Source organism: Sphingobium sp. EM0848, assembly GCF_013375555.1.
Taxonomy (GTDB): domain Bacteria; phylum Pseudomonadota; class Alphaproteobacteria; order Sphingomonadales; family Sphingomonadaceae; genus Sphingobium.
This window is the reverse complement of the sequence record NZ_JABXWB010000004.1, coordinates 32,585-52,676: the sequence shown is the minus strand read 5'-3', so window position 1 is coordinate 52,676 and position 20,092 is coordinate 32,585. Positions and strand designations below refer to the sequence as shown.

The following is a 20,092-nucleotide window of genomic DNA, read 5'->3' as shown; positions in this document are numbered from 1 at the left end:
ATCGTGACCCGAAGGGCGGAGACAAGGCGCATGCCTTGGCTCCGTGAGGTTGGGCTCTCGTTGCCTGAAGGGCATCGGGAGCCCTAGCGAATAGAGCCGTCGTCGGGCGCAGGCCCGATGCGCCCAGCCCCATGAATCTTCTTCTTCCTGCCCTCACCAACCAGCGCTATGTTCAGCCAGTTCATAGCCCGATTAGCCTTCACAAGAGGCACCTATGGCAAAGACACTGGAACAGGAGAGACAGGCTCTCGAAGAGGATCAGCGCCGGCTGGAAGAGCGGCGCAGGAAGCTCGAAGAGAAAGAGCGCGAGCAGGCGATCGCGACGATCGAGAAATCCGGACTGCTGAAGCTTGAACCTAAGCGGCTCGCCGATCTGACGGCCCGCATCAAGACACTGGGTTTCGAGGAAGTCGAAAAGCGGCTCAAGGCCTGAATCATCCCCCGCCGCGGCAACGCCGCGGCACGGTCATGGGGGGCTCGATGCCCCCCGTGACCGTTCCTCTCCCAGCAAAAAAAGGGGAGAGGCCGCAGCCCCTCCCCTATCGTTCAGAATTCGTCGATGATGCCGCCCGGCGCGGTGTAGACGATCCGGTCGATCATCGCCTGTCCGAGCGCGCCGTAGTCGCCCTCGTCAATGGCGAGGAACCCCAGCTCATCGTCCTCGACCACATGCTGGTCGAAGTAGCTGTGCATCGCGCGGCGCTCGGCATTGGCGACGGCGGCGAAGTAGGCGGCGTGCTGATCGGCGGCGGCGATGTTCGTGATCGTCTGCATGTTCGTCTCCTGTCGTCTTGAATGACAGGGGAATGGCGTCGGGCGGGCGGGACCGTGTCAGGCCTCGCCGGCTTGCCGGCGACCGCAAAGCGGCGGTGGGGGTCACGATTTTCTTCGGCGGCCACCGTCGTTCGAGATTGATGCGCAGCGCCCGATCCGCCGAAGAAAATGGTGGGGCCCCGCCGGGCTTGAGACGGTCTCGTCCGCCCGACAGAATGGGAAGACTGTGAGAGATTTTTCCTCTCGGGGAAGCGCCTCCGGCAAGGCGTAGCGGCGCGCGGACCGACGGGTCCGTGCGGCACGCGAGCGAGCCGGTGTCGTCACGATGAAACGCCGCCCCATCATGGCTTTTGCGAATTATGAGAACGGCGTGCACGGACCCTTCACCGATCTCGGCCAGCGGGCGGAGCGGATGGACAATCCACTGATCCGGGAGGGTGCTGGACAGGGCCGAAACGACTTCGCCTTGGTGTCACAGGAGGTCTGTGTTAGGCGCCGGATTGCGCTGCGAAGGCTGCGGCGCCGGGACTGGTAATCCCGTCGAGAAAGGCAGCTCGGTGTGATCTCACGCCGGGGTGCCTGCGCACATGTCCAGGTGCCTTGGCACTAAAAGCGTAGGCGCATGTCTCGACGTGTTACCAGCCCCGGCTCCCGCGCACGGCGCGGGAGCTCTCCGGGGAGGAGCGACGGCCCGGAAGCTCGCGAGGATGGACCGCGCTCGAGGTAGCGATATGGACCTCTCGGAGACGGACCCGACGGTGACACGGGCGCTTGCGCTGGCATTGATGCGGCAGGCCAAAGAGTATCTGGCGGCGACAAACGATGTCGATGCCGCCGACCAATTGCAGCGCGCGATCGATACCCTGCTGACACCGCGAACGCCGGTCGCGGCATAGGCTCGCAGCGGCATTGCGGGGCGCGCCGCGCGCGGCGACGCGCCCCTTCGCGACGTCTGGTCCGGGCGGAGGCTATGCCCATTCCAGACGGGAACTGTCGTCAAGATCTCCGGTCGCGATCAGGCGGTCGAGCCGGGACAGGTATGGGGCTGCACCCTGCGCTTCGACGCTGCGCCGGATCGCGGGATCAGCGAGGCGGGCACGGACATTGTCGACCGGGATTTCGCCGACGCTCTCCGGTCGCAGTCCAAGCCCTTCGAGCAGCGGGAACGCATTCTGATAGGCCAGATCGAGTTCGAGGCCGAGATCGGAGGTCAGCCCGACCGACAGGGTGATCGGGCCAGTGTCGCCCTCGCGATAGACGCTGACCCGGCGGCCGCGAAACTGGGCCTCATCCAGCACCGTGATGACATCGGTCTGATAGTCGAAGATGCGTGCGATGCTGGCGAGCGCCAGCGGGCAGACACGCGCCTCGAACCGATAGGAGAGATAGTCGTCCTCCGCGAAATCTGGATCCAGCAGGGTCATGTCGAGACGCTCGCCTTGGCCGCGCAGAAATTCCCGGAAGGCGGCGAGCTGGCGGGCGTTGATGACGGCGGTCTGGCGTTCCTGATGGTCGGCCGATGTGGTGATGCGAAACACAATGGACATCTCGTCCTCCCTTGCTGAACGCAGCACCCGTCCCTTCTCCCCTCTGGCCGCCTGGCGGGGCGAAGTCAGTGCGAATGGTGGCCATTGCGCGAGCGCGCCAGCGCTCAGTCCCCCGCGGCGCGAAGGGGCTCGATGCCCCTGAGCGCCGCATGTCCACGCAGAAAAAGATGGAGAGGCCCCGGCCGAAGCCGGAGCCCCTCCAAGCGAGCACTCACGCGCTGCGCTGGGTGCGCTGGTGCGCGAGGCGGACGATGTGCAGCGGCACCCCCGCCTGCCGCAGCTTCTGGGCGAGGTTCTGCTGGATGCCCGAGCCTTCGCAGATGACGGCTTCCACCGGCTTGAGACCGAGAATGCGGTCATTGCGGACGAAGGCGGCGCGGTTGCCCTGACTGCGATCGAGGCGGAACTGGATGACCTTGACGCCGCGCGATGCCGCCCATGCGTGCGCCACGGCATCGCAGCCCTTCGCTTGCGCGGTGGTCGCGAGGATCATCTCCGGGATGCGTGCCTTGATGCTGTCGAGACCGTTCCAGAGCAGGTCCACGTCCTCCCACACCTGACCACCGGAGAACGCCACGACCGGGCCTTCGGGGGCGAACTGCTCGCGGCGCTCCCGGGCTTTCGAGGCAAGATAGTCGCGGGCCTCGATCATCGATGCGGTAAGCGCGCTGGAAACCCGGCTTCCCCGCACCGGCGAGAAGGGCTTGCCGGTTTCGACCCGATAGACCTCGGCGGCATGGTCGCGCATGCATTCCATCGCCTCGCGGCAACCCTGGAGGGTCTGGCAGAGGAGCTGGGTGTCTTCGAGTTCGGTCGCGTAGATCTCGGACGGATCATAGCTGCGTGCGAGATCGCCGAGCTTCTTGGCGGCGTCATCCTCGCGGCCCTCGATACGCTTCGCCACGACATGGAAGCTGTTGGCGAAACCCCACGCCAGATCGGCCGCAAACGGCTCCATGCGGGTGTCGCGCAGCACGTCGAACATGGTCTGCATCATCATCTCGGTGGCGGCCCGCACCTGCTCGGGATCGGGCATGTCAAGTGCTTCGGGCGCTTCGACGATGCTGAGCTTGGCCATCTCGCTATGTTCGATGAACGCGCCCTCGTAGGTCTGGGTCAGTCCGTCATTTTCACGCGACGCGGCGACGAAGCTGGCAAGGTCGGCGAAATTGTTGAAAGAAGTCATAAAAGCCTCCGAACAAGTCGATCTCTCATCCGGGATTGGATGAAAGATGAAATCTCATCGGATGGGCCGACGGGGCTTTGTCAGGGACGCGGGGACAAGTCCCCGCGCCGCCTCGGCGGGGCGTGGGGGAACCGATTTTCTTGGGGCCAGAGCGCAGCGACGGTCCCGGGAAAATTGGGGGGACCGCGCATCCTTGAGAAAGCCCCCCAAGGCACATCACACTACGGCGATGAAGCTTGTCTGATACCGAGATGTTAGAGAGAGAATTGGATTTGCCCCGGCCGCGCGGCGGCCGGGTTAACAGCAAATCGCTCCATACTGTCCCAGGAGAAACCCCCTCCCCATCACCCCCGCAAGGTGATCGTAACCCGGCAGGGCGGAGACGCGGCAAGGCCGTGGCTCCGGGAGCCGCAGGCGAGTAGAGCGCCGGTCCCGGCCTGAGCCTGTCGAAGGGCCGGGATGCGCCAAATGATCGAGCACCGACGCCGCAGGCAATGTTGAAGGAATGAAGAGTGAAGGCCCAGATTCAGGCGAACTATGAGGAGCGTCTATCGCGATATGCTGCACTGTTGCATGGCAATGAGCCACCGGGGCTGGTGGCGAAACTCGCCGTCTATCAGCAGCTCCTGCGGCAACGTGATATTCATGGCGACCGCCTGTGGCAGATCGAGCCGATCCTCTATCCGCTGGCGGAGCAGGACGTGATCGCGCTGGTGAACAGCGTGATCAAGGTCGTCACCGATCAGGAGTGGAAGCTCCGGGATGGGGCGAGCTTCCATGTCGGCGAGTTCTACGCGATCGGCGTCGAGAACATGGTCCACAACCTCGAGACGGGGCGACGCGCGAACTTCCCGGGCCAGTTGAGCTGAAGGGCGGCGCCCGCAGGCGCCGCTCTACCGGGTCAGAAGAAGTCGATCTTGTCGGCGATGATCTCGCAGCCGTACCGGGTGACTCCGTCGCGATCCTCCCAACTCGAATAGTGCAGCCGGCCGGTGATGGCGACGACATCGCCCTTCTTGCGCGAGGCGCCGGCCTTGCCGAGGCCGTTGAAGCAGGTGACCTTGTGGAACTCTGTCTCTTTGGCGGTGTAGCCGGTGGCGTCGTCGACATAGGTCTTGCCGTCCCTGAGCTTCACGCGATCGGTCGCGACAATGAGGGTGGTGACGGCGCCGCGGGTCTCGGGGTCCTTGGCGACGCGGCCGGCGAGATTGACGTTGTTCATTGTAGTGCTCCTCGTTGGGTCCAGCGGCCTTCCCGCCGGTGACACCGAAGAGCGGCGTGCGGAGAGGGTCCGCACCGTAGCGTCAGCGGAGGGGAACCCCTGGAGGGAGTTGGCGCGGGCAGCCGCGAAGCGGCAACACGGGCGACCGGATGGGGTTGCGGGACGTCTTCGTCTCGCCGCAGGTGTCAGGAACAGGCGAAGGAAGGCTGCTGGCCGCGGCGGGGCTCTACCCGATGGACGATCGCGCGGCGCGCTGCTCTTGACCCCGGCGCCGGCGGCGGAGCGCCCTCAGGAGTTCGTGCTCAGCAATCGGTGACGGGCAAGCCCGTTCGGCGAGGCCCGCTAGACGCAGCGATCGGGATTGAGGGCAGAGCCTCGTATTGCTCGGCCTCGGCGGCCTCAGGCGCGAAATGGCAGACGGAGTTTCGCGCGGCGGGACCTTTCGCGCGCGGTATCATGCTCATCAGCCCATCGGTCGGCGGCGATCTCTTCGTCCGTAGGTCGCGCGCCCGCGAGATCGGCCCGCTGCTTGTCGCTCAAGGTCTCGGCCGTGCTCACCGCCCGATTGCCGTGCCGCTGGTTCGTTCCCATGTGTTCTCACTCCGAAGTCGCGATGATCCGCGCCGCGTGGCAAATGCGGGCGCGGCCGATACTGGTCAGGAGGTACGCTTGACCTGCGTGACCTTGCCGGCGTCGTAGGCGGCGAGCCAGCGGGTGCGGATGGTTTCGTAGAAGGCGGTTGGAAGCTGACCGTATGCAACCTCGCCCAATGGATCGCCGGGCACCGTCCGAAGATCGGGCCCGGGCCATTGAAAATAGTTGAGCTCCGTGAGGACGACCCACGAGCGATCATCATCGAGCCCGAGACGAACCTTCGTCGCGTGCGGAATTTCAACGGCAAGGCTCGTGTCGGACGGCGGCGTATGGGTCACTGGCAGGATGGTGACCATCTTGGCGCCTGCCTTATTTGTCGTCGCGAGCAGCACGGCGCAGGGACGGTCTTTGCTGCCTTCTTCGTGACCTGCCTTTGCTTCATGGCTCCAGAGATACGAGTAGCGAATTACGAGGCCGGGAACTGGATCGGGAATTTGCACTCGTCAGGACTCGACCTCGTGATCGAAGGCAGCGGCTTCTGCCGGCGCTCGCGCCGCTCGAACCCCCTCCACGATTTCCTCCGGCACGTCAGTCAACGTGAAGACCTCGCGATCGCGCCGCTTGAGCCGCTGATATTCGGCGGCCGACATCAACACGAGGCTATCGTGGCCATGATGCGTGATGGTAAGGGGCGCAACCAGCGCCTGGCGGCTGATGCGGCCGAAGGCCTTTGACGCCTCAACGGAACTGACAGTCTGGGGCATGGTGATTCTCCTGTCCGGAAAGTACGGAGTTTCCGGATAAATTTCAAGTCCTCTCTGTCGCGCGCGCGAGGACGATAGCTGAGGACACGGTCACAGGGAAACGAAGGCAGGGCCCGCTTGCCGTGAGGCAAACGAGCCCTGCGGGGTTGCCGCGCGCCGGAGGGACGCGCGCGGCAGGGAGAGAGGATCGTCAGTCGGCCATCTCGGGCGTGCGGCGACGGCGGCCATTGCCCTGCGCGGGCTCGCCGCCGAACGCGCCCTCGGCCGAGGATTCACCCAGGCCATCCGTACCGGCGAGGCCGTTCGGCTTGGCCGGCTCGTCCGCACCGGGCAGCGGCGGCAGGCTGTCGTCGGCCGGGGCGGTGTCGGTCGGCGCATCGCGGCGGCGGTTGGGACGCGACCAGACGATGTTGTACGAGCCGTCGTCCTGACGGAACGCCGAGATGTAGAGCGGCTTGTCGAGGCTGGGATCCTCGATCTTGCCGTTGAGGAACATTTCGCCGGTCGCATTGGACGCCAGCTCGAACAGTGAGCCGACCTGGACCCACTGGCGTGCCGCCGAGAGCGCGAGGATCTCGAACTTGGGCGCACGCGGATTGGCGGAATGGACGGTGCGAAGGGCGATGACGATCGCGACCGTGAGCGTCGAGATTTTGCCGGTGTAGGTGCCGCTGGCGTTCTGGGTGATGGTGCCGATGTTCATGGGAAGTCTCCTGAGAAAGTGCGCTCGAACCCCTTGTCCGAACACCTTCTCTCACCCGCTCCTCTCCTCGGCCGTTCGGCCGAGTAAGGCGCGCCAGCGCCGCTCCGACGCGCCACTTCGGCGCCGTCGGGTACTTCAGGGCCTCGCAATCACGCGATGCGTGTCAAGTCTGGGGAGCGCTTGCCGATGGCCGCCACAGGGCAATGACATCCTGCATCTCTTCGGCGAAACCGAGACCGTCGATATAGACGGCGCCGCGGTCGTTCTGGCCGAGAAAGCCGATCACGCTCGTGATGTCGTTTGCCACGTCGATGTCGAGGCCGAACATGTCGGCGATCTCGAAATGACCAAGCTCCGGGCCATTCCACCAGGCCATCAGAAAGTTCGCGACGCGGCGCGCCTGCCCGGTGTCGCCCATGGCGAGCGGGATAAGCCGTGTCAGCGCCGCACGGGCGGAATCATAATCTGTCGGTACGGACGTCATCGGTTTTCTCCGCGCGCAGAGGGTATCGAGGCGACACCCGGGCGCAAGCGTTTCTGCCTCGAACGGCCCGATCCTAATGAATCGAGCCGAACAGCCGCCGCTTGACCTCGGCCTGGTGCCGGCCATCCTTCTCGCCGATCGTCGCGGTCATGTCGGCGAGGAGCTGTTCGGCAAGCCTCGGCGGGATTTCCGCATAGGGCGTGATAACGGCGATCGCGGCCTCGGGCGTGGGAAGCTCGCCCGGTTCCGTGCCCCGCCAGATCAGCGCTTCCCCTTCATCGGGCTCATCATCGGTGCGAAAGCACACCTGAGCATAATAGGTCTGGAGCGGTCGGTCCCAGCCTACCGCCGCGCAGATGACGTCGGGATGGCCGGCCTTGGGCGGGAGAATGTGCCTGCTCATGCGTGTGTCCTCCGCATTCTGTGCGCGACGTGCCGCGCGGCGCCTTCGGCGCTGTTGATGGCCTGACCTGCTGCCGATGCCGCGCGGCGCGCGCCCGCCCTGCGCAGCAGGTTACGGGCTTCGCGCAGGCGTTCAACGGCAATCGCAATGGCTTGTCCGTCCTCGGACGTCGCGGGTGTGATGCGGCGCAAGATTACCTCCATTTTGGTTGGAAATTGGCGAGGCGACTGATCGGCTCAATCGTCGCAGGGGAGCATGATCGTCAGGACACGGACGGTCACCGCGGCGTCGGCAGGATCTTCCGAGCCCCATTCGAGCGAGGGATCGTAATAATCGATGCGAAAGCAGACGATGTGACCCTCGAGCTCGAACTGCCCGTAGTTGCGTTCCGGGCCGTCATCAGGCTTGAATTCGTAGCGCCGGACGGCCGCGAGTACCGCGGCCTGGGCGACGGCTTCGCTGACGATGCGGTCGCCGCCTGCCAATGTGGCGAGACAGGTCGCCGTCATCACGATCCGCGCGTTTCGATCGAGGCCGAGCCGCACGCGGTCATTGAGCTCGGCGATCCGGGATATGGTGCTGGTCATGCTGCCTCCATCAAGCCGGCGTTGAAACTCGCGATCCATTCTTCCATCGTCGGCCGCTCGGCGATCGGCACGATGCTGGCGGCGTCCTGGAAACGGATGAGATCGGTCGGCGCATCGCGACGGATCGCGTCGATCTCGGCCTCGGGGAGCAGCCGCTCGGCGCGGATGAAATCGGTGATCCTGCCGGGCCGGGTCCTGGTCGATCGGCGCCACAATCCCTCGACGGTGCGCAGGCGCGGTTCGGCGCGGGCCTCAATCAGGACAATCAAGCGAAGGCACCACGCCGGCAGGGCGCGTACTTCATCGGGCCGGATGGCGCCGCAGAAGAAGCAGCTCGACTTGGGCGGCACCGGGAGACCGGCGGCCTCGATCCGGGCGATGCAGCGATCGCGCGTCCAGTTCCATTCGCGCAGCGGATAGCGGCACTGGAACAGCGGATCGTCCAGCCCGGCAGCATGGGCATGACGCCGGGAATCGGAGGGCGACGTGTCGTAGCCGATCAGCCGCTCGACCTTCTGCCCATTCGCCCATGCGGCGCGAGCCGGTGCCCATTGCTTCAGGAAAGCGTCTTGCGGCGCCACCTTCCATTTGAGGCTGCAACTATGCCGTCCCAGGCTGATGCTCGGCAAAGTCGCATTGGTCAGGACATTGGCGAGGATCGAATAATAGGGCGGCCAGTGCTTGAAGCGCCTGGGCACGTAGCGGACGATCTCATAGGGAATCCCGCGCGCGTGCATCCACGCGGCGATCATCCGCTGATATTCGTAGGTCTCGGGCTTCTCCGCGCCCGGATCGGCGCTCAGCACCAGGTCTGGCGCCTCGCCGCGCGCCTCGAGTTCGATCAGCAGCGCCGTGGAATCGACACCGATCCCATAGGCCAGGACCACGGGCGGCGGGGCGGCGACCAGAATGGTATCGACCGCTCGTCTGTTGCTTGGGATGTGCATGGAGTTCTCGGCCTCGATCGCGGCCCATCGCCGCAACCCTCAAGATCCCCCTCCCCTCATTCTCGGCCGGCTGTGCGGTTCTCGGCCTCGATGCGAAGATCGAACTGAAAGGTGGGGTGCGCCAACGGCAGGGCCTTTGGATAGGGAAGTCGCGGCAGTGCGCGGCCGTGCCGGCGGGCTTCGCGGGTGAGCTCGAAGCAATAGGCGTAGAGACCCGGCTGCTGATGGCGCACGAGATGGCGTTCGCGTTGCACCCGCCAAAGCCATGTCGCAGGCATCTCCCCGAACTCCGGCCTGGGCAGGCCAAGCGAAACGAACTGATCGATGGCGCCGGCATGGCCTCGCTCGCCAAGGCGGATCTTCGAGAGCGTGCGCCCCGCGATCGTTGTGTCGCCGGCGCGCAGGACGGTTCGCGGCCTCGTAATGGCGCGGTGCGCCGCCGAGAGCGCGCAATAGACGCGGCCTATATGTCCGGCGCTTGGGTCGCTGTACGAAACCACGGCCTCGATTCCGGGCTTCTCGCGGCGCAGATGGCGAAAGGCCCGCGCGACGAAGAAGCTCTCCCCGTTCTGGGGCACGGCGTCTGTCAGGATCAGGCGGGCGAGCACGCAGCCGCGTAGCGGATCGGCAAAGCCGGTGTGCCGCGTGATTACGGCTCCGGTGGCCGGAACGGCGAAGACGGCGACGCCTTCCAGGACTGCCCCGGCGCCATAGAGCCCGACCGCGAGCTGCGCCGCAGGATAGGTCGGCAGATAATGATGGCGGGCAATGAAAGCGCGCGCGGCATCGTGTCCGATGATCTCGACGGAATAGGATTTGGGATCGATGACCGTGAGATCGCGGGCCCAGAGCGCCCGGCGCTCGCGCCAGCGCTGGCTGCGGCTCGTTTCCATGTTTTGGATCCTCGAATGTTAGCGGGCGGCAAATCTCGTCGCCCCGCCGAACAGGCGGAGCGCGCGTGCCATCTCGTCGCGCAACCGGGCCTTGCTGCCGACGATGAGCGTCGGCGCGAGGGGTTTCCCGCCGGGGTCGATGAAGCCGTGCGCGAGGGTGCCGTCCTGTTCGATCGAGACGAGATGCCCCTTGCCGGGCGCCGGCCCCTGATAGCGCGCCGTCAGCTCGCCTAGCTTCGCAGTCAGGCCCTTGGTCGCCTTGGACCAACGGATGTGGCCAGCGCCGACATTGCTCCCGGCCTCGCGGCCTCGATCCATCCAGAGTTTCGCGTGCGCCTTGACCTGCAGCGGCGTGTTGCGCGTGCGTTCGCGATTCCGACAGGTTGGCAATGCGGCCGAATGGGTATCGAGAACCCGCAGATATTCGCCGTGCAGCGCGACAAGGATATCCTCGATGTCGATGCCGGCGAGGAGCGCGCGAAGCCGGTCCTCCTGCTCGGGACTGGCAATGAGCTCGTCGGCCCGCTCCGCCGTCAGTTCCTCGGCCTCGGGCTGCGCGGTCACACCGGATATGAAGCCCTTGGTGGCGGTGAGAATGATGGCGTGACCGCCGCAGCGGCCGCCTGTCTTACGATAGCGCTCCAAAATATCGCCTCGGCCGAGCGCCGCCGCCGGATGATCGCCCAGGATGATAACCCGCCGCGACCATGGTGTCGGTCGGGGCCGGTCGCTGGGTTTCGGCCAGTCCGAGGGTAGCGATCGCACCGCACCCCGCGACTGCATCGAGATGGGCGCTCGTTCGGCAGCGCGATTGGCCCGGCGCGCCGCGTCGAAGAGATCGTCAACGTCGCCGCCGCCGTCGGCGAACCCGCAGTCATAGGCCGGGCGTTCTGCGGCCTTGGACGGCGAACAATGGTTCCAACCTACATGGGCCGCGTATTATCGCGAGGTTGGAATAATGCGAAGGAAGTCAGCTATGCACGAGAATTACGCCGTTTTCTAACCGCGTTGCTGCGCATTATTTTTGTTGCGAACGTCTCCGGTGTCTGAAACGACCGAGGAGACAAACGTGCTGAATATCCATGATGAGCTGATCGCTGACCTGTCCAGATCTTTGACCGAGAAGCGCTACAATCCAGTGGCTGCCCAGAACAATGTTCTCTACGCGTCCGAATTTCTGATTTATCTTTCGGAGATTGATCTGCCGATTGAGGTTGTGACCCCGTCACATGTCGATCAGTATATTCGGTATGCGACTGAGTGCTTCGAAGCCAAATATGGTCGGTATCCTTCGCCACGATGGGATAGGCTTCCCCGAACAGCGATTTGTAAAATCCTCAGCCTTGCACAGGGGCAATGGCCGCCGCAGTCAGAAGTTGCGGAGGAGTCCGCCAAGCTGCACGGTGATTTAGCTAATGGCTACAGAAGATGGATGGAAGACGAACGAGGATTTACCGATCAAACCGTTCGAGGAAATATGTGGGAAGCAAGAACCTTCCTTAAATGGCAATTGGACCGGGGGTCGGATAATAGCGTCTTATCGTTGAGTGTAAGTGACATAGACGCATATATGGACATGCGTAGCTCCAATATGAGCCGTAAATCGATTTCAGGAATTGCGGCGCGGCTCCGCTCGTTGCTCCGATACCTGTATCAAGCAAGGCTTGTTTTGACCGATCTTGCTCCCCTTGTCATCGGGCCGAGCATCTATGCCTATGAGGGCGTACCTTCGATAATCGATAGCACCCAGATCAGGGCCGTCCTGGAAGAAACTGCGAAGGACAAGTCGCCCCGGGGTTTGCGCGATTATGCCATACTCCAAATCCTGGCCACATATGGGCTCAGGGATCGTGAAATTGTTAGAATCTCAATAGATGACTTGGATTGGCGAGCGGCGACATTGCGCGTTAGCCACCGGAAAACAGGAACATTTTCTATTCTCCCACTATCCGATGCGGTCGGAGAGGCTTTAATCGAATATCTGCGGCATGGACGCCCGCAAGTAGAATCACGCAATATATTTGTTCTGGCGTTGGCGCCCTACACCCCGATGACGACTGTTTACAACGTGGCGTCGAGGCGATTGGCGGCGGCAGGCGTCCATCTGCCCGGCAGGCGAGGGCCGCATGTCTTTCGGCACGCGCGCGCGACCGAGTTGCTTCGCGCTTCGGTTCCGCAAAAGATCATTGGGGATCTGCTTGGGCATCGGTCGGTCGAATCCTCAAATACCTACCTCAAGCTTGCGACTGAGGATCTCAGGGGGGTGGCGCTTGAAGTACCGGGATCGGGGGTGCGGTCATGAGCGCGTGGCTGGATACCGACGATACAGTGGCCGAGGAATTTCTGAAGACGCGCAAATTGACGGAGAAGCGCTTCAGAGCTTATCGGTCCGTTATCCGCAGCTTTGAGCGAGTATCTCAAAGGCATCAGGCGTTAAGCCGCGAGATGCTCTCCGAATGGATGAGGGAGCGTAAGGTAAACTTTTGGCCGAAGTCGTCCCAGGTACAGGAAATACATATCGTCGACGACTTCATCGATTATCTGCTTAAACGTGGCCTGATTGACAAAAATCCCATTGCTGACCTTCGGTTAAAACATGGTGCAAGGGGCAATAGACCAGTGTGGCGGGCTATTGCGTCTCCAAATCCGGATGATGCCCTCGTGGCGCTTCGTCGGCCGGCTCCCTTCGGGAGCTTCTTGGGCGATTTTATGCAGAACCATGTGACGCTGATGCGCAATCGTGGTTACAAATACACGACAGAGGCGGACCTTCTGCTCAGATTTGATCGCTTTCTTCAGGCTAGTCCGCATTTGGCGGGAGAGAGTATTGAGAAGATGGTAGCCGCATGGGCGGCCGCCAAGCGCACACCGCATCACGCTGCACAATGCCAAAAAGCGGAGCGGATGCTCACCAAGGCCCGATATCGCATCGATGCAAAGATGCTCCCAAGACCGTGCGATCCGCGAGTTGGGCAACAGGTCGCGCGGATTTATCGGAAACCTCATATTCTCAGCCCTGGTGACGTACGGTTGATGCTCGACGTGTCACGCTCCTACTCGACGCGGACGTTTTCCTACCGTCCGCTATGTGCGCGGCACATGATAATTCTGGCCTATTGTGCTGGATTGCGCCGCGGGGAGATTGCCAGGCTGAATCTCGGCGACGTGGACTTCAATTCCGGGACGATCACGATCCGGGACACGAAGTTCTACAAGACCAGAATTCTACCTTTGTCCGACAGCGCCTTGAGCGAGCTGGGCGCTTTTGTCGACGCGAGACGAGGCGCCGGCGCCTCGCAAGATCCGCAGTCTGCGCTGTTCTGGCATGATCATCCGAGTGGCCGCCACAGCTCGTATATGGTCTCCAAAATGATCACCGAAGTCATGCGCCAAGCCGGGCTTAAACCTCTTTCTGGGAGGGCGGGGCCACGCGTTCATGATCTTCGGCACTCAATGGTCGTGAACCGGATTCTCGAATGGTACAGAACCGGCGTAAATCCTCAGGAAAGGCTGCGCTTCCTTTCCACCTATATGGGCCACCGCGACATCAATTCCACGCTGGTCTACATAACCGTCACGCGCGATCTCCTGCACGAAGCGAACGAGCGCTTCCGCGCCATTGGCATCCGATGCCTTAACCTGGAGGTGGCGTCATGAAAAAGGGCGATCCCTTTCCGACGTTGTTGCGAGCGTTCTTCCAGGAGTGGCTGGCTGAGCAACGCAACGCATCGATCCACACGATCCGGTCTTATCGGGATACCTGGAGGCTGTTGCTCCGATTCGTTGCAGAACGAAAGAAGAGCGTGGTCGCGCGGCTGACCTTGGCTGATATTTCAGCCAGCGAGGTGCGGGCGTTTCTCAATCATGCCGAGAATGAACGCAAAGGCACGATCGGCACACGCAATTGCCGGCTCTCCGCAATCCGTAGCTTTTTCAGCTTCGTATCGGGCAAGGACCCCGAGTTGATTGTTCATTGTGCGGAAGTTCTTGCGGTGCCGGTGAAACGGGAACCCACCTCTGCCCCGTTCTACCTCGAACCTAACGAGGTCGAGGCCATTCTTGCACAGCCTGACCGGTCAACTCTCGCGGGGCTTCGCGACCATGTGCTGCTTTCGTTTCTTTATAACACGGGAGCGCGTATCCAGGAGGCGCTGGACCTATGCCCAGACGCAATCCGGTTGGACGCCCCTAATTTCGTGCGGCTCTATGGGAAGGGCCAGAAGGAACGCATCTGCCCGCTTTGGCCGGAAACGGTCATGCTGCTCGAAACGCTGCTGGCAAGGCAGCCTCGAGCGCCCCATGAACGTATCTTCGTCAACCGCTATGGCGAGCCCTTGGGCGCCTCAGGGGTGCGGTTCAAGCTCGCCGCCTATGTGAAGGAAGCAGCGAAAACCGTACCGACCCTGCGATCGAAGCATATAACCCCGCACAGTTTTCGGCACGCGACGGCAGTTCATCTTGTTGCTGCCGGGGTCGATATCACTGTCATCCGCAGTTGGCTTGGCCACGTCAGCCTCGACACGACTAACCACTACGCCCAGGCCGATTTGGAAACGAAGCGCAAGGCGCTGGAGCGGGTTGGCGTTCCAGTAACAGGCACCGCTACTCCTTCGTGGAAACGAGAGGCCAGTTTGATGGAGTGGCTGGACACCCTGTAAATTAATGCGAAGGAGCGTGGCAAAATATGGCGGTTTTGCACTTATGTCCCGCGCTCCTTCGCATTATTACAACCTCGCGATAATATGCATTATGCCCAGCTGCGCATAAGGCGTACCAGCCATCGGCATAGCGGATCGCGAGATTCCAGTCATAACCATAACGATCGCGTCCACGCAGGATCGCCGCATCGCGCTCATCACCGCGTCCTGAGACGGCGCGCTCCTCGGTGAAGCTGAAATTGCGCGCCTGGCGCTCGGCCTCGCTATGCGCGGCAATCGCGTCGTTGACGGGCTTCATCGCCTGGACGCGCGCGCGGGTGCGCGCCATGCGATCTTCAGGTGAAGCCGTCGGCGCCAGGTCCGGAAAGTCGCGCCAGGCTTTCGCGATCGCTTCGGCATGTTCCGGTGCGCGGCCCCGGGCCAGCCAGGTGGCAGTCGAACAGGGGTCGAACTGCGGGATTTTTTCGACATGGATCATGTGGTCGGCCTCGGTCGAGATCAGGCGAAGAGGCGCATCGGCTGTTCGACCGGCGGCGTGAGACGAAGGTCGCGCCGCAGACGGTCGGCGAAACGGTCGGGCGCCATGAGATCATTGACCGATGCCCAGTGATTGCGCGCGCCGCAGTGATCATCGCGGCCACGAACCCGGCGATAGAGGACTTCCCGGCCCGGGCCCGAACAGCCAAGCGAGAGCTGCACCCATGCTTCCTCGCCATGGAGCGTGATTTCGCCGGAAACCGCAGGGCCGCCCTTGCTGGAGCGGATGTCATAGGTTCCGTCGCATAGGCCCAGCGCGTCGGCGAGGCGCCGCATTGCGGTGCGGCCCTCCGAATGGAAGAGCCGCTTGGCGGCCTCGTCATGGCTCACGCCCCGATAGGCGAGGTTGCGCAGGACCGGCGTTCGGCGGATTTCGGCGATCTGGTCCATGCAGGTGCGCCGAAGCTCGAGATTGGACGGACGATCTTCGCACACTGCGCTGAGGTGGCGAACGAGCAGGATCACGGCGGGATCGGTTTCGGCGTCTTTGCCGGCGTTGCGGCAATCCTTGATCGCGGCTCCGATCGCGTGGAGGGTGGTGCCGACGGTGATCAGCGCGCTGGGGTCGAGCGCCTGCTGGTGGCGCATGGCGACGTCGTAAGTCATGGGATGGCCCTCCGGTCTTGAGCGAAAATCCGCTCAAACGGCCCTCTCCCCCTCCCCTTTCTCCCGTGGCCGGCCTCGGGCTCGACCGAAGATTCAAGCAGCGATCGGTAGCGGGATCGGCACGGCCTGCCCGGTGGCGATATTGATGAACGCGCCCGCGTGGCCGATCGATCCGCGGCCAACGAGATCGAAGAGAAGGGCCAGCGCGTGGCTCGCCACCACCCGGTTCACGAAAAGCGACTGGCGCTCGAGGGCTTCGGCCATCGAGCACGACGGCGCGTCGTCGTCAGGCAGGCTCTCGTTCGCGACCTCGGGGAAATATTCGAGGACTGTCGGGAGGATCTGGTGCCCGGCCTCGGGCTCAGCGTTCGGGCAACCGATGATATATTGCCCGTCGCCAGCGCGGTTGCCGAGATCCAGCCAATAGGCCGGCGCATTCCTGGCCGAGGCGATGGCCGCACCGACGCTCCGGCGCGCCGATGCGGTATCGACACAAGTGATGACGATGTCGGTGCCGTCGAGCTTCGCGGCCTCGGGTGCCCGGCCATGCACCGCCGTCCAGGCCAGACCGTGGGCGAGATTGATCCGCTCGGTTAACGTCCGGGCCTTCGAGTTGCCGATGTCGCACCTGAAGAAGGGCTGCCGGCCAAGATTGGCCTCGCTGACGATATCGTCGTCGACGACGGTTACATCGAGCGAACGCGACGAAATCGCCCGCAGCGCCGTATCCAGCGAGGCGAGCCCCATCAGCATCTGCGCGCCGTTGCCGCCGCATCCCACAAGCACGATTTTGATCGCGCGGTTGCCGAGCGCCGCAGGCAGATAGTGGCGAAGGGGCGTCTCAGAGGTCATGATCGTCTCCTGAAAAAAGGGCTTCGCGGCAGCGGGAGGAACATCCCTGCGGCGCACAGTCGCGAGGCAAATGCGGGGCCGTCCGTATGACCCAGACGTCCGACAACCAGGGCGATCTTGGTCGCGTGCGCGTCGTCCGCGTCGTCGGTTGCGCTGAAGAAGGCCGCGCCGTGCCCATGGCTGTGAATGTCGCAGATGAGGTGATGGTGCGGCGGCAGCGCAGGCGGACGATAAGTGAGGTGTGACGGCGTCGCGCGGTCGATCTGGGGGAAGTCGACCCAGAATCGCCGATTAGCCTCATCCCAGAGGATGAAGGCGGCGGCCTCGTTGGGCAGCGCGGCGCGAAAGTGCTCGAGGACTTGCCGCAGCAGCTCCGCCGGTATCAAGCCGCAACGCAGGTCCGCGCGGCGAACTCCAATGCTCCCGTAGGGCAGGTAGGCCGGGATCGGCGGTGTCACGGGCAGATCCAGAGCCAGCCAGGCCCGGCGCAAGATCAGGCAGACACCATCGCGGCCGATTGCGAGGCAGCTGCCTGCTCGGGCTTCGCGAACGGCCTCGATCGCGGGTGATCGCCCATCCGGCGGCACGGGATAGCAAGGCGCCTCCGCCAGTACCGCGGCGGCGGTCGGGTCTTCGGCGAGGGCAGTCATCGGCCGGACCTTCCGTAGATGAGGTCGCCGAGCGTCACTGGGTCGGCCTTGGCGGCGCCTCGCGGGGCGGTCTGGCGACGATCTCCGAGGAACGGCCTCAAGCGTTTGACCGGGAAGCGGGTCGCGCGGGTCGCTGCGAGGGTGTCCCAGAGACGCACGAGACCGCCCTTCCCCGTGATCGTCAGCTCCTGACCCGGATTCGGATGGGTCGACCAGGAGTCGAAAAGCGCGCGCTCGAACTCGGGAATGGCGGACACATCCAGCGATGTCGGCTTCGGAATGTTACCCCAGCAGAGGGAACCGTTGAGGAAGACGTTGAGGATCGGCGAATGAAGCAAGGCGGTTTCGGCCGCGGGCCGCTCGTTCCGCTCAAGCGCAAAGACTCCAAGCCGGCGCCGTGTGGCGACAAGGACGTGTGCCGGATAGGCAACCGGGACGATCGCGCGGCCGCCAAGCGCACGCAGTCCAGCCAGTTTCGCCGAGAGGTCGAAATAGGCCGTCCTCACCTGTGCGGGCACCCACCAGACCAGCAGGTCGGGATGGGCGACAAGCACCGTTTCGGGGAGAATTTGCGGCGGGGCGACGCGGCCGAGCGCCTGCGACCAATGCCGCAGATGCGCCCGGGTCAAAGGCGTTCCAGCGGCGATGGTCGGCGCGCCGATAGCGTCGTGCTCGATCTGATGGATGCTGGCGAATGCCTCGGCATCTTCGCCAGGGGTAAGATGCGAGCCGAGGCCGCGAGCCCCGTCGCTTCTGTAGAGCAGGATGGCGTTGGTCAGCATCATGCCGCCTGCGGTTCGCTCGAACTGCACGCAATGGTCAGTCATGTCGGCCTCGTTATTCGGGAGGATAGAGTTCGATGAGATGTTTGGCGGCCCGCAGCAGCCGCGCGCCGGCGGCGAGTGACGCATGCCAGACATCGATCGCGGTGGAGTGCGTCATTGGGCAAAGGCCCGTCACGTCCATGAAACCATATTCCATGCCGTGACGCCCGACGTCGTCGACCTCGACCGCGAACTGTTCGACGGGAACGAGTGTCAGCGGCGGAAGCGGCGAACATTCCTCGATACCGGGGACATATTCGTAGAGAACATCCATCTCGAGGCGCCAGGCGTGATGTTCGTCAGGCAAATTGGTGAGCGCCGCGTGGGCATCCCGCAATTCGCGCAGAGCCCGACGAAGGGCAGTCGGTAACTTCGACGTGGGCGCTGCCCTCGCGGCGAGCATCCATTCTGGCCGCCTGGCGTTCATTTCGGACGGCATGGTCTGGGCCGCGATCTCGCTGTCGTCAGCCCCATGGAGCGCAACGAGGGCCTCGCGCGCAGCGGCGTCCTCGGTCTCGCCGTCCCAATAGTACATCGAGATGTTGTCGAAGAGGTCATCGTAGCAGAAGATCGGGAGAGCACTTCCGAGCGTGCGCTCGAGCACCCGATACGCAGCCGCGCGCCACGGGATCGGCCGCTTGCTGTCCTCGATCCATCCGAGATCGAGCTGCCCGACACTGTCGCAGACGATCGCGACCGCCGGCGCCCCGCAGGATTCGCCGTTGAGCACGACGACGCGCAGGTCCGCGATCGTGCAGCTCCGCAAGCTTTCGAGGACCTCGGTCTGGAAGACCCGTTCGATATGTCGGCGCGCCTCAGGGCGCGTGCGGTGCACTGTCTCCTGCTCTTTCGAGGCGACCCAACTGCCGACGAGCTTATGGTGGGCCGCCAAAGGTCGATCGAACATCACCGGAATATCAGGGGAGATATGGACGGTCCGTCCTGCCAGATCAGCCGAGCGGAGGAAGGGAGAGTCCTGTGGGTGGCGGGATAGGATCGGCAGGACCATCCTCGCGCGTGCCCGCGTCGAGGATGATCTTCGCATGGAGGGCCTGGGCTTGTTTGCTGCAGGCAGGCCGGGAGAGTTCGGAAGTGTTGCCATGGTCGTTCTCGATCCAATGGAGCAGCGTGCAGCGCGGTGCGGCGGGGATGGCCGCCATTTGAACGCGCGCCATGTCAGCCCTTGGTGCCGACAGCTCGGCGATATTCGGTGACGTGGACACCGCCAGTAACCCCGGCATCGACCAGGTCGGCATTGAGGATCGCCGGGTAGAGGGTGGCGTGGTAGGCGCGCAGCCCCTGCGGGTCATTGGCAAGGTGCGGCGGCTGCGGGAGGTCGATACCGTCATAGCGGTAGACGCGGGCAAGATGGTCGATCTGCATCGGAATGTCCTTGTTGGAATTGCAAAGGGTGTCGGTTGCTTCCGATCACCAGAGGCTGGCGGGCTCCTCCGATTTTGCATCGGCCGGCAGGGCGCCCGCCGCTGGCGCGGCCGGCGTGCTCGCTGCGACTACCGGCTTGGCGGGTGCCGATGCCGCCTTTGCCTTCGCCGCCTCCGCAGACGCCGCGCGCGCGGCCTCGGCCGCGTCCCGCTGGGTCGCGATCTGATCGGCAAGCGCCATGCGTGTGGCAATCAGCCCACCGAGCGCCCCCTCGGCGCCCTTCGCAAGCTCTGCATCGATCTCGGCGGCCGTCGCTGTGATCGAGATCGGACGCAGCTCGCCGGCCTCGGCCTTGTGCGTTTTGCCTTCGGCGACGCGGGGAATGATGATGAGGGTAACGACACCGTCATCGCCGGCGACAAGATCGAAGGCGAGCGAATAGTTGCCCAGCATGGGCAGAAGATTGGTGATCAGCATT

General features: G+C 63.7%; 29 protein-coding genes. 6 read left to right on the top strand and 23 right to left on the bottom strand.

Annotated elements, in window-relative coordinates; genetic code table 11:
• Positions 1-214: 214 nt before the first annotated feature.
• Positions 215-433: a hypothetical protein gene (locus HUK73_RS17660; protein ID WP_030090596.1), complete on the top strand. Its 219-nt coding sequence runs from the start codon at positions 215-217 to the stop codon at positions 431-433.
• A 113-nt stretch (positions 434-546) separates the two neighbouring features.
• On the opposite strand, the gene HUK73_RS17655 is transcribed toward HUK73_RS17660, so the two are convergent.
• Positions 547-774, bottom strand: coding sequence for a hypothetical protein (locus tag HUK73_RS17655; RefSeq protein WP_062787863.1), 228 nt, complete (start codon positions 772-774; stop codon positions 547-549).
• 707 nt (positions 775-1,481) lie between these two features.
• On the opposite strand from HUK73_RS17655, the gene HUK73_RS17650 reads away from it, so the two are divergent.
• On the top strand, positions 1,482-1,670 hold the full coding sequence (locus HUK73_RS17650) for a hypothetical protein (protein WP_126066507.1): 189 nt from the start codon (positions 1,482-1,484) through the stop codon (positions 1,668-1,670).
• Between the two features lie 72 nt (positions 1,671-1,742).
• On the opposite strand, the gene HUK73_RS17645 is transcribed toward HUK73_RS17650, so the two are convergent.
• Positions 1,743-2,321: a hypothetical protein gene (locus tag HUK73_RS17645; RefSeq protein ID WP_176593287.1), complete on the bottom strand. Its 579-nt coding sequence runs from the start codon at positions 2,319-2,321 to the stop codon at positions 1,743-1,745.
• Between the two features lie 211 nt (positions 2,322-2,532).
• Positions 2,533-3,507, bottom strand: a complete 975-nt coding sequence (locus HUK73_RS17640) for a DUF2493 domain-containing protein (protein WP_030090592.1) — start codon at positions 3,505-3,507, stop codon at positions 2,533-2,535.
• A 512-nt stretch (positions 3,508-4,019) separates the two neighbouring features.
• Between HUK73_RS17640 and HUK73_RS17635 the strand changes: the two genes are divergently transcribed.
• Positions 4,020-4,376, top strand: coding sequence for a hypothetical protein (locus HUK73_RS17635; protein WP_066703409.1), 357 nt, complete (start codon positions 4,020-4,022; stop codon positions 4,374-4,376).
• Between the two features lie 32 nt (positions 4,377-4,408).
• Here the strand turns inward: HUK73_RS17635 and HUK73_RS17630 are convergent, their stop codons facing one another.
• The 12 genes from HUK73_RS17630 to HUK73_RS17575 all read right to left on the bottom strand — a co-directional run bounded on the left by HUK73_RS17630 (position 4,409) and on the right by HUK73_RS17575 (position 10,749).
• Positions 4,409-4,729: a single-stranded DNA-binding protein gene (locus tag HUK73_RS17630; protein WP_062787869.1), complete on the bottom strand. Its 321-nt coding sequence runs from the start codon at positions 4,727-4,729 to the stop codon at positions 4,409-4,411.
• Positions 4,730-5,128: 399 nt separating this feature from the next.
• The gene (locus tag HUK73_RS17625) at positions 5,129-5,320 is read right to left on the bottom strand and encodes a hypothetical protein (protein WP_062787870.1); all 192 of its coding nucleotides are present in this window, start codon (positions 5,318-5,320) and stop codon (positions 5,129-5,131) included.
• 65 nt (positions 5,321-5,385) lie between these two features.
• A complete protein-coding gene (locus HUK73_RS17620; protein ID WP_030090590.1) occupies positions 5,386-5,823 on the bottom strand; it encodes a hypothetical protein in 438 nt (145 codons plus the stop codon).
• Between the two features lie 3 nt (positions 5,824-5,826).
• Positions 5,827-6,087 carry a type II toxin-antitoxin system Phd/YefM family antitoxin gene (locus HUK73_RS17615; RefSeq protein WP_037505398.1) on the bottom strand — a complete coding sequence of 87 codons (261 nt, stop codon included), beginning with the start codon at positions 6,085-6,087 and terminating at the stop codon, positions 5,827-5,829.
• Positions 6,088-6,277: 190 nt separating this feature from the next.
• Entirely contained in the window at positions 6,278-6,790 is a 513-nt protein-coding gene (locus HUK73_RS17610) for a DUF736 domain-containing protein (protein WP_062787872.1), read from the bottom strand.
• A 163-nt stretch (positions 6,791-6,953) separates the two neighbouring features.
• Positions 6,954-7,274 carry a hypothetical protein gene (locus tag HUK73_RS17605; protein ID WP_030090587.1) on the bottom strand — a complete coding sequence of 107 codons (321 nt, stop codon included), beginning with the start codon at positions 7,272-7,274 and terminating at the stop codon, positions 6,954-6,956.
• Positions 7,275-7,347: 73 nt separating this feature from the next.
• Positions 7,348-7,677 (bottom strand): hypothetical protein, encoded by a 330-nt coding sequence (locus HUK73_RS17600; RefSeq protein WP_062787874.1) that lies wholly within the window; start codon positions 7,675-7,677, stop codon positions 7,348-7,350.
• Positions 7,674-7,868, bottom strand: coding sequence for a hypothetical protein (locus tag HUK73_RS17595; RefSeq protein WP_083216155.1), 195 nt, complete (start codon positions 7,866-7,868; stop codon positions 7,674-7,676). Before HUK73_RS17595 ends, HUK73_RS17600 begins: the two co-directional genes overlap by 4 nt.
• Positions 7,869-7,913: 45 nt before the next feature.
• Positions 7,914-8,264 carry a DUF3768 domain-containing protein gene (locus HUK73_RS17590; protein WP_030090586.1) on the bottom strand — a complete coding sequence of 117 codons (351 nt, stop codon included), beginning with the start codon at positions 8,262-8,264 and terminating at the stop codon, positions 7,914-7,916.
• A complete protein-coding gene (locus HUK73_RS17585) occupies positions 8,261-9,211 on the bottom strand; it encodes a hypothetical protein (protein ID WP_062787876.1) in 951 nt (316 codons plus the stop codon). The genes HUK73_RS17590 and HUK73_RS17585 overlap by 4 nt, the downstream gene beginning before the upstream one ends.
• 56 nt (positions 9,212-9,267) lie before the next feature.
• Positions 9,268-10,104, bottom strand: coding sequence for a hypothetical protein (locus tag HUK73_RS17580; protein ID WP_255326416.1), 837 nt, complete (start codon positions 10,102-10,104; stop codon positions 9,268-9,270).
• A gap of 18 nt (positions 10,105-10,122) precedes the next feature.
• The gene (locus HUK73_RS17575) at positions 10,123-10,749 is read right to left on the bottom strand and encodes a hypothetical protein (RefSeq protein ID WP_176593286.1); all 627 of its coding nucleotides are present in this window, start codon (positions 10,747-10,749) and stop codon (positions 10,123-10,125) included.
• Between the two features lie 424 nt (positions 10,750-11,173).
• On the opposite strand from HUK73_RS17575, the gene HUK73_RS17570 reads away from it, so the two are divergent.
• From HUK73_RS17570 to HUK73_RS17560, 3 genes are read left to right on the top strand one after another with little or no spacing between them, the layout of a single operon-like run.
• Positions 11,174-12,406 carry a site-specific integrase gene (locus HUK73_RS17570; protein WP_048578767.1) on the top strand — a complete coding sequence of 411 codons (1,233 nt, stop codon included), beginning with the start codon at positions 11,174-11,176 and terminating at the stop codon, positions 12,404-12,406.
• Positions 12,403-13,761 carry a tyrosine-type recombinase/integrase gene (locus tag HUK73_RS17565; protein WP_048578766.1) on the top strand — a complete coding sequence of 453 codons (1,359 nt, stop codon included), beginning with the start codon at positions 12,403-12,405 and terminating at the stop codon, positions 13,759-13,761. Before HUK73_RS17570 ends, HUK73_RS17565 begins: the two co-directional genes overlap by 4 nt.
• Complete coding sequence (locus tag HUK73_RS17560; RefSeq protein ID WP_048578765.1) at positions 13,758-14,762, top strand: tyrosine-type recombinase/integrase; 1,005 nt, start codon at positions 13,758-13,760, stop codon at positions 14,760-14,762. Before HUK73_RS17565 ends, HUK73_RS17560 begins: the two co-directional genes overlap by 4 nt.
• 1 nt (position 14,763) lies before the next feature.
• Here the strand turns inward: HUK73_RS17560 and HUK73_RS17555 are convergent, their stop codons facing one another.
• The 8 genes from HUK73_RS17555 to HUK73_RS17520 form a co-directional block, all read right to left on the bottom strand.
• Complete coding sequence (locus tag HUK73_RS17555) at positions 14,764-15,240, bottom strand: hypothetical protein (protein WP_176593285.1); 477 nt, start codon at positions 15,238-15,240, stop codon at positions 14,764-14,766.
• A gap of 20 nt (positions 15,241-15,260) precedes the next feature.
• Entirely contained in the window at positions 15,261-15,905 is a 645-nt protein-coding gene (locus tag HUK73_RS17550) for a hypothetical protein (RefSeq protein ID WP_030090571.1), read from the bottom strand.
• A 93-nt stretch (positions 15,906-15,998) separates the two neighbouring features.
• Positions 15,999-16,757, bottom strand: a complete 759-nt coding sequence (locus HUK73_RS17545) for a PRTRC system ThiF family protein (protein ID WP_030090570.1) — start codon at positions 16,755-16,757, stop codon at positions 15,999-16,001.
• Positions 16,754-17,407, bottom strand: coding sequence for a PRTRC system protein A (locus HUK73_RS17540; protein WP_150289889.1), 654 nt, complete (start codon positions 17,405-17,407; stop codon positions 16,754-16,756). The genes HUK73_RS17545 and HUK73_RS17540 overlap by 4 nt, the downstream gene beginning before the upstream one ends.
• Positions 17,404-18,234 carry a PRTRC system protein B gene (locus tag HUK73_RS17535; RefSeq protein ID WP_030090568.1) on the bottom strand — a complete coding sequence of 277 codons (831 nt, stop codon included), beginning with the start codon at positions 18,232-18,234 and terminating at the stop codon, positions 17,404-17,406. Before HUK73_RS17535 ends, HUK73_RS17540 begins: the two co-directional genes overlap by 4 nt.
• 10 nt (positions 18,235-18,244) lie before the next feature.
• Complete coding sequence (locus tag HUK73_RS17530; protein WP_228227686.1) at positions 18,245-19,240, bottom strand: hypothetical protein; 996 nt, start codon at positions 19,238-19,240, stop codon at positions 18,245-18,247.
• 167 nt (positions 19,241-19,407) lie between these two features.
• Positions 19,408-19,614, bottom strand: coding sequence for a PRTRC system protein C (locus HUK73_RS17525; protein WP_030090566.1), 207 nt, complete (start codon positions 19,612-19,614; stop codon positions 19,408-19,410).
• A 45-nt stretch (positions 19,615-19,659) separates the two neighbouring features.
• Positions 19,660-20,091 (bottom strand): PRTRC system protein E, encoded by a 432-nt coding sequence (locus tag HUK73_RS17520; protein ID WP_062787879.1) that lies wholly within the window; start codon positions 20,089-20,091, stop codon positions 19,660-19,662.
• Between the last annotated feature and the right edge of the window lies 1 nt (position 20,092).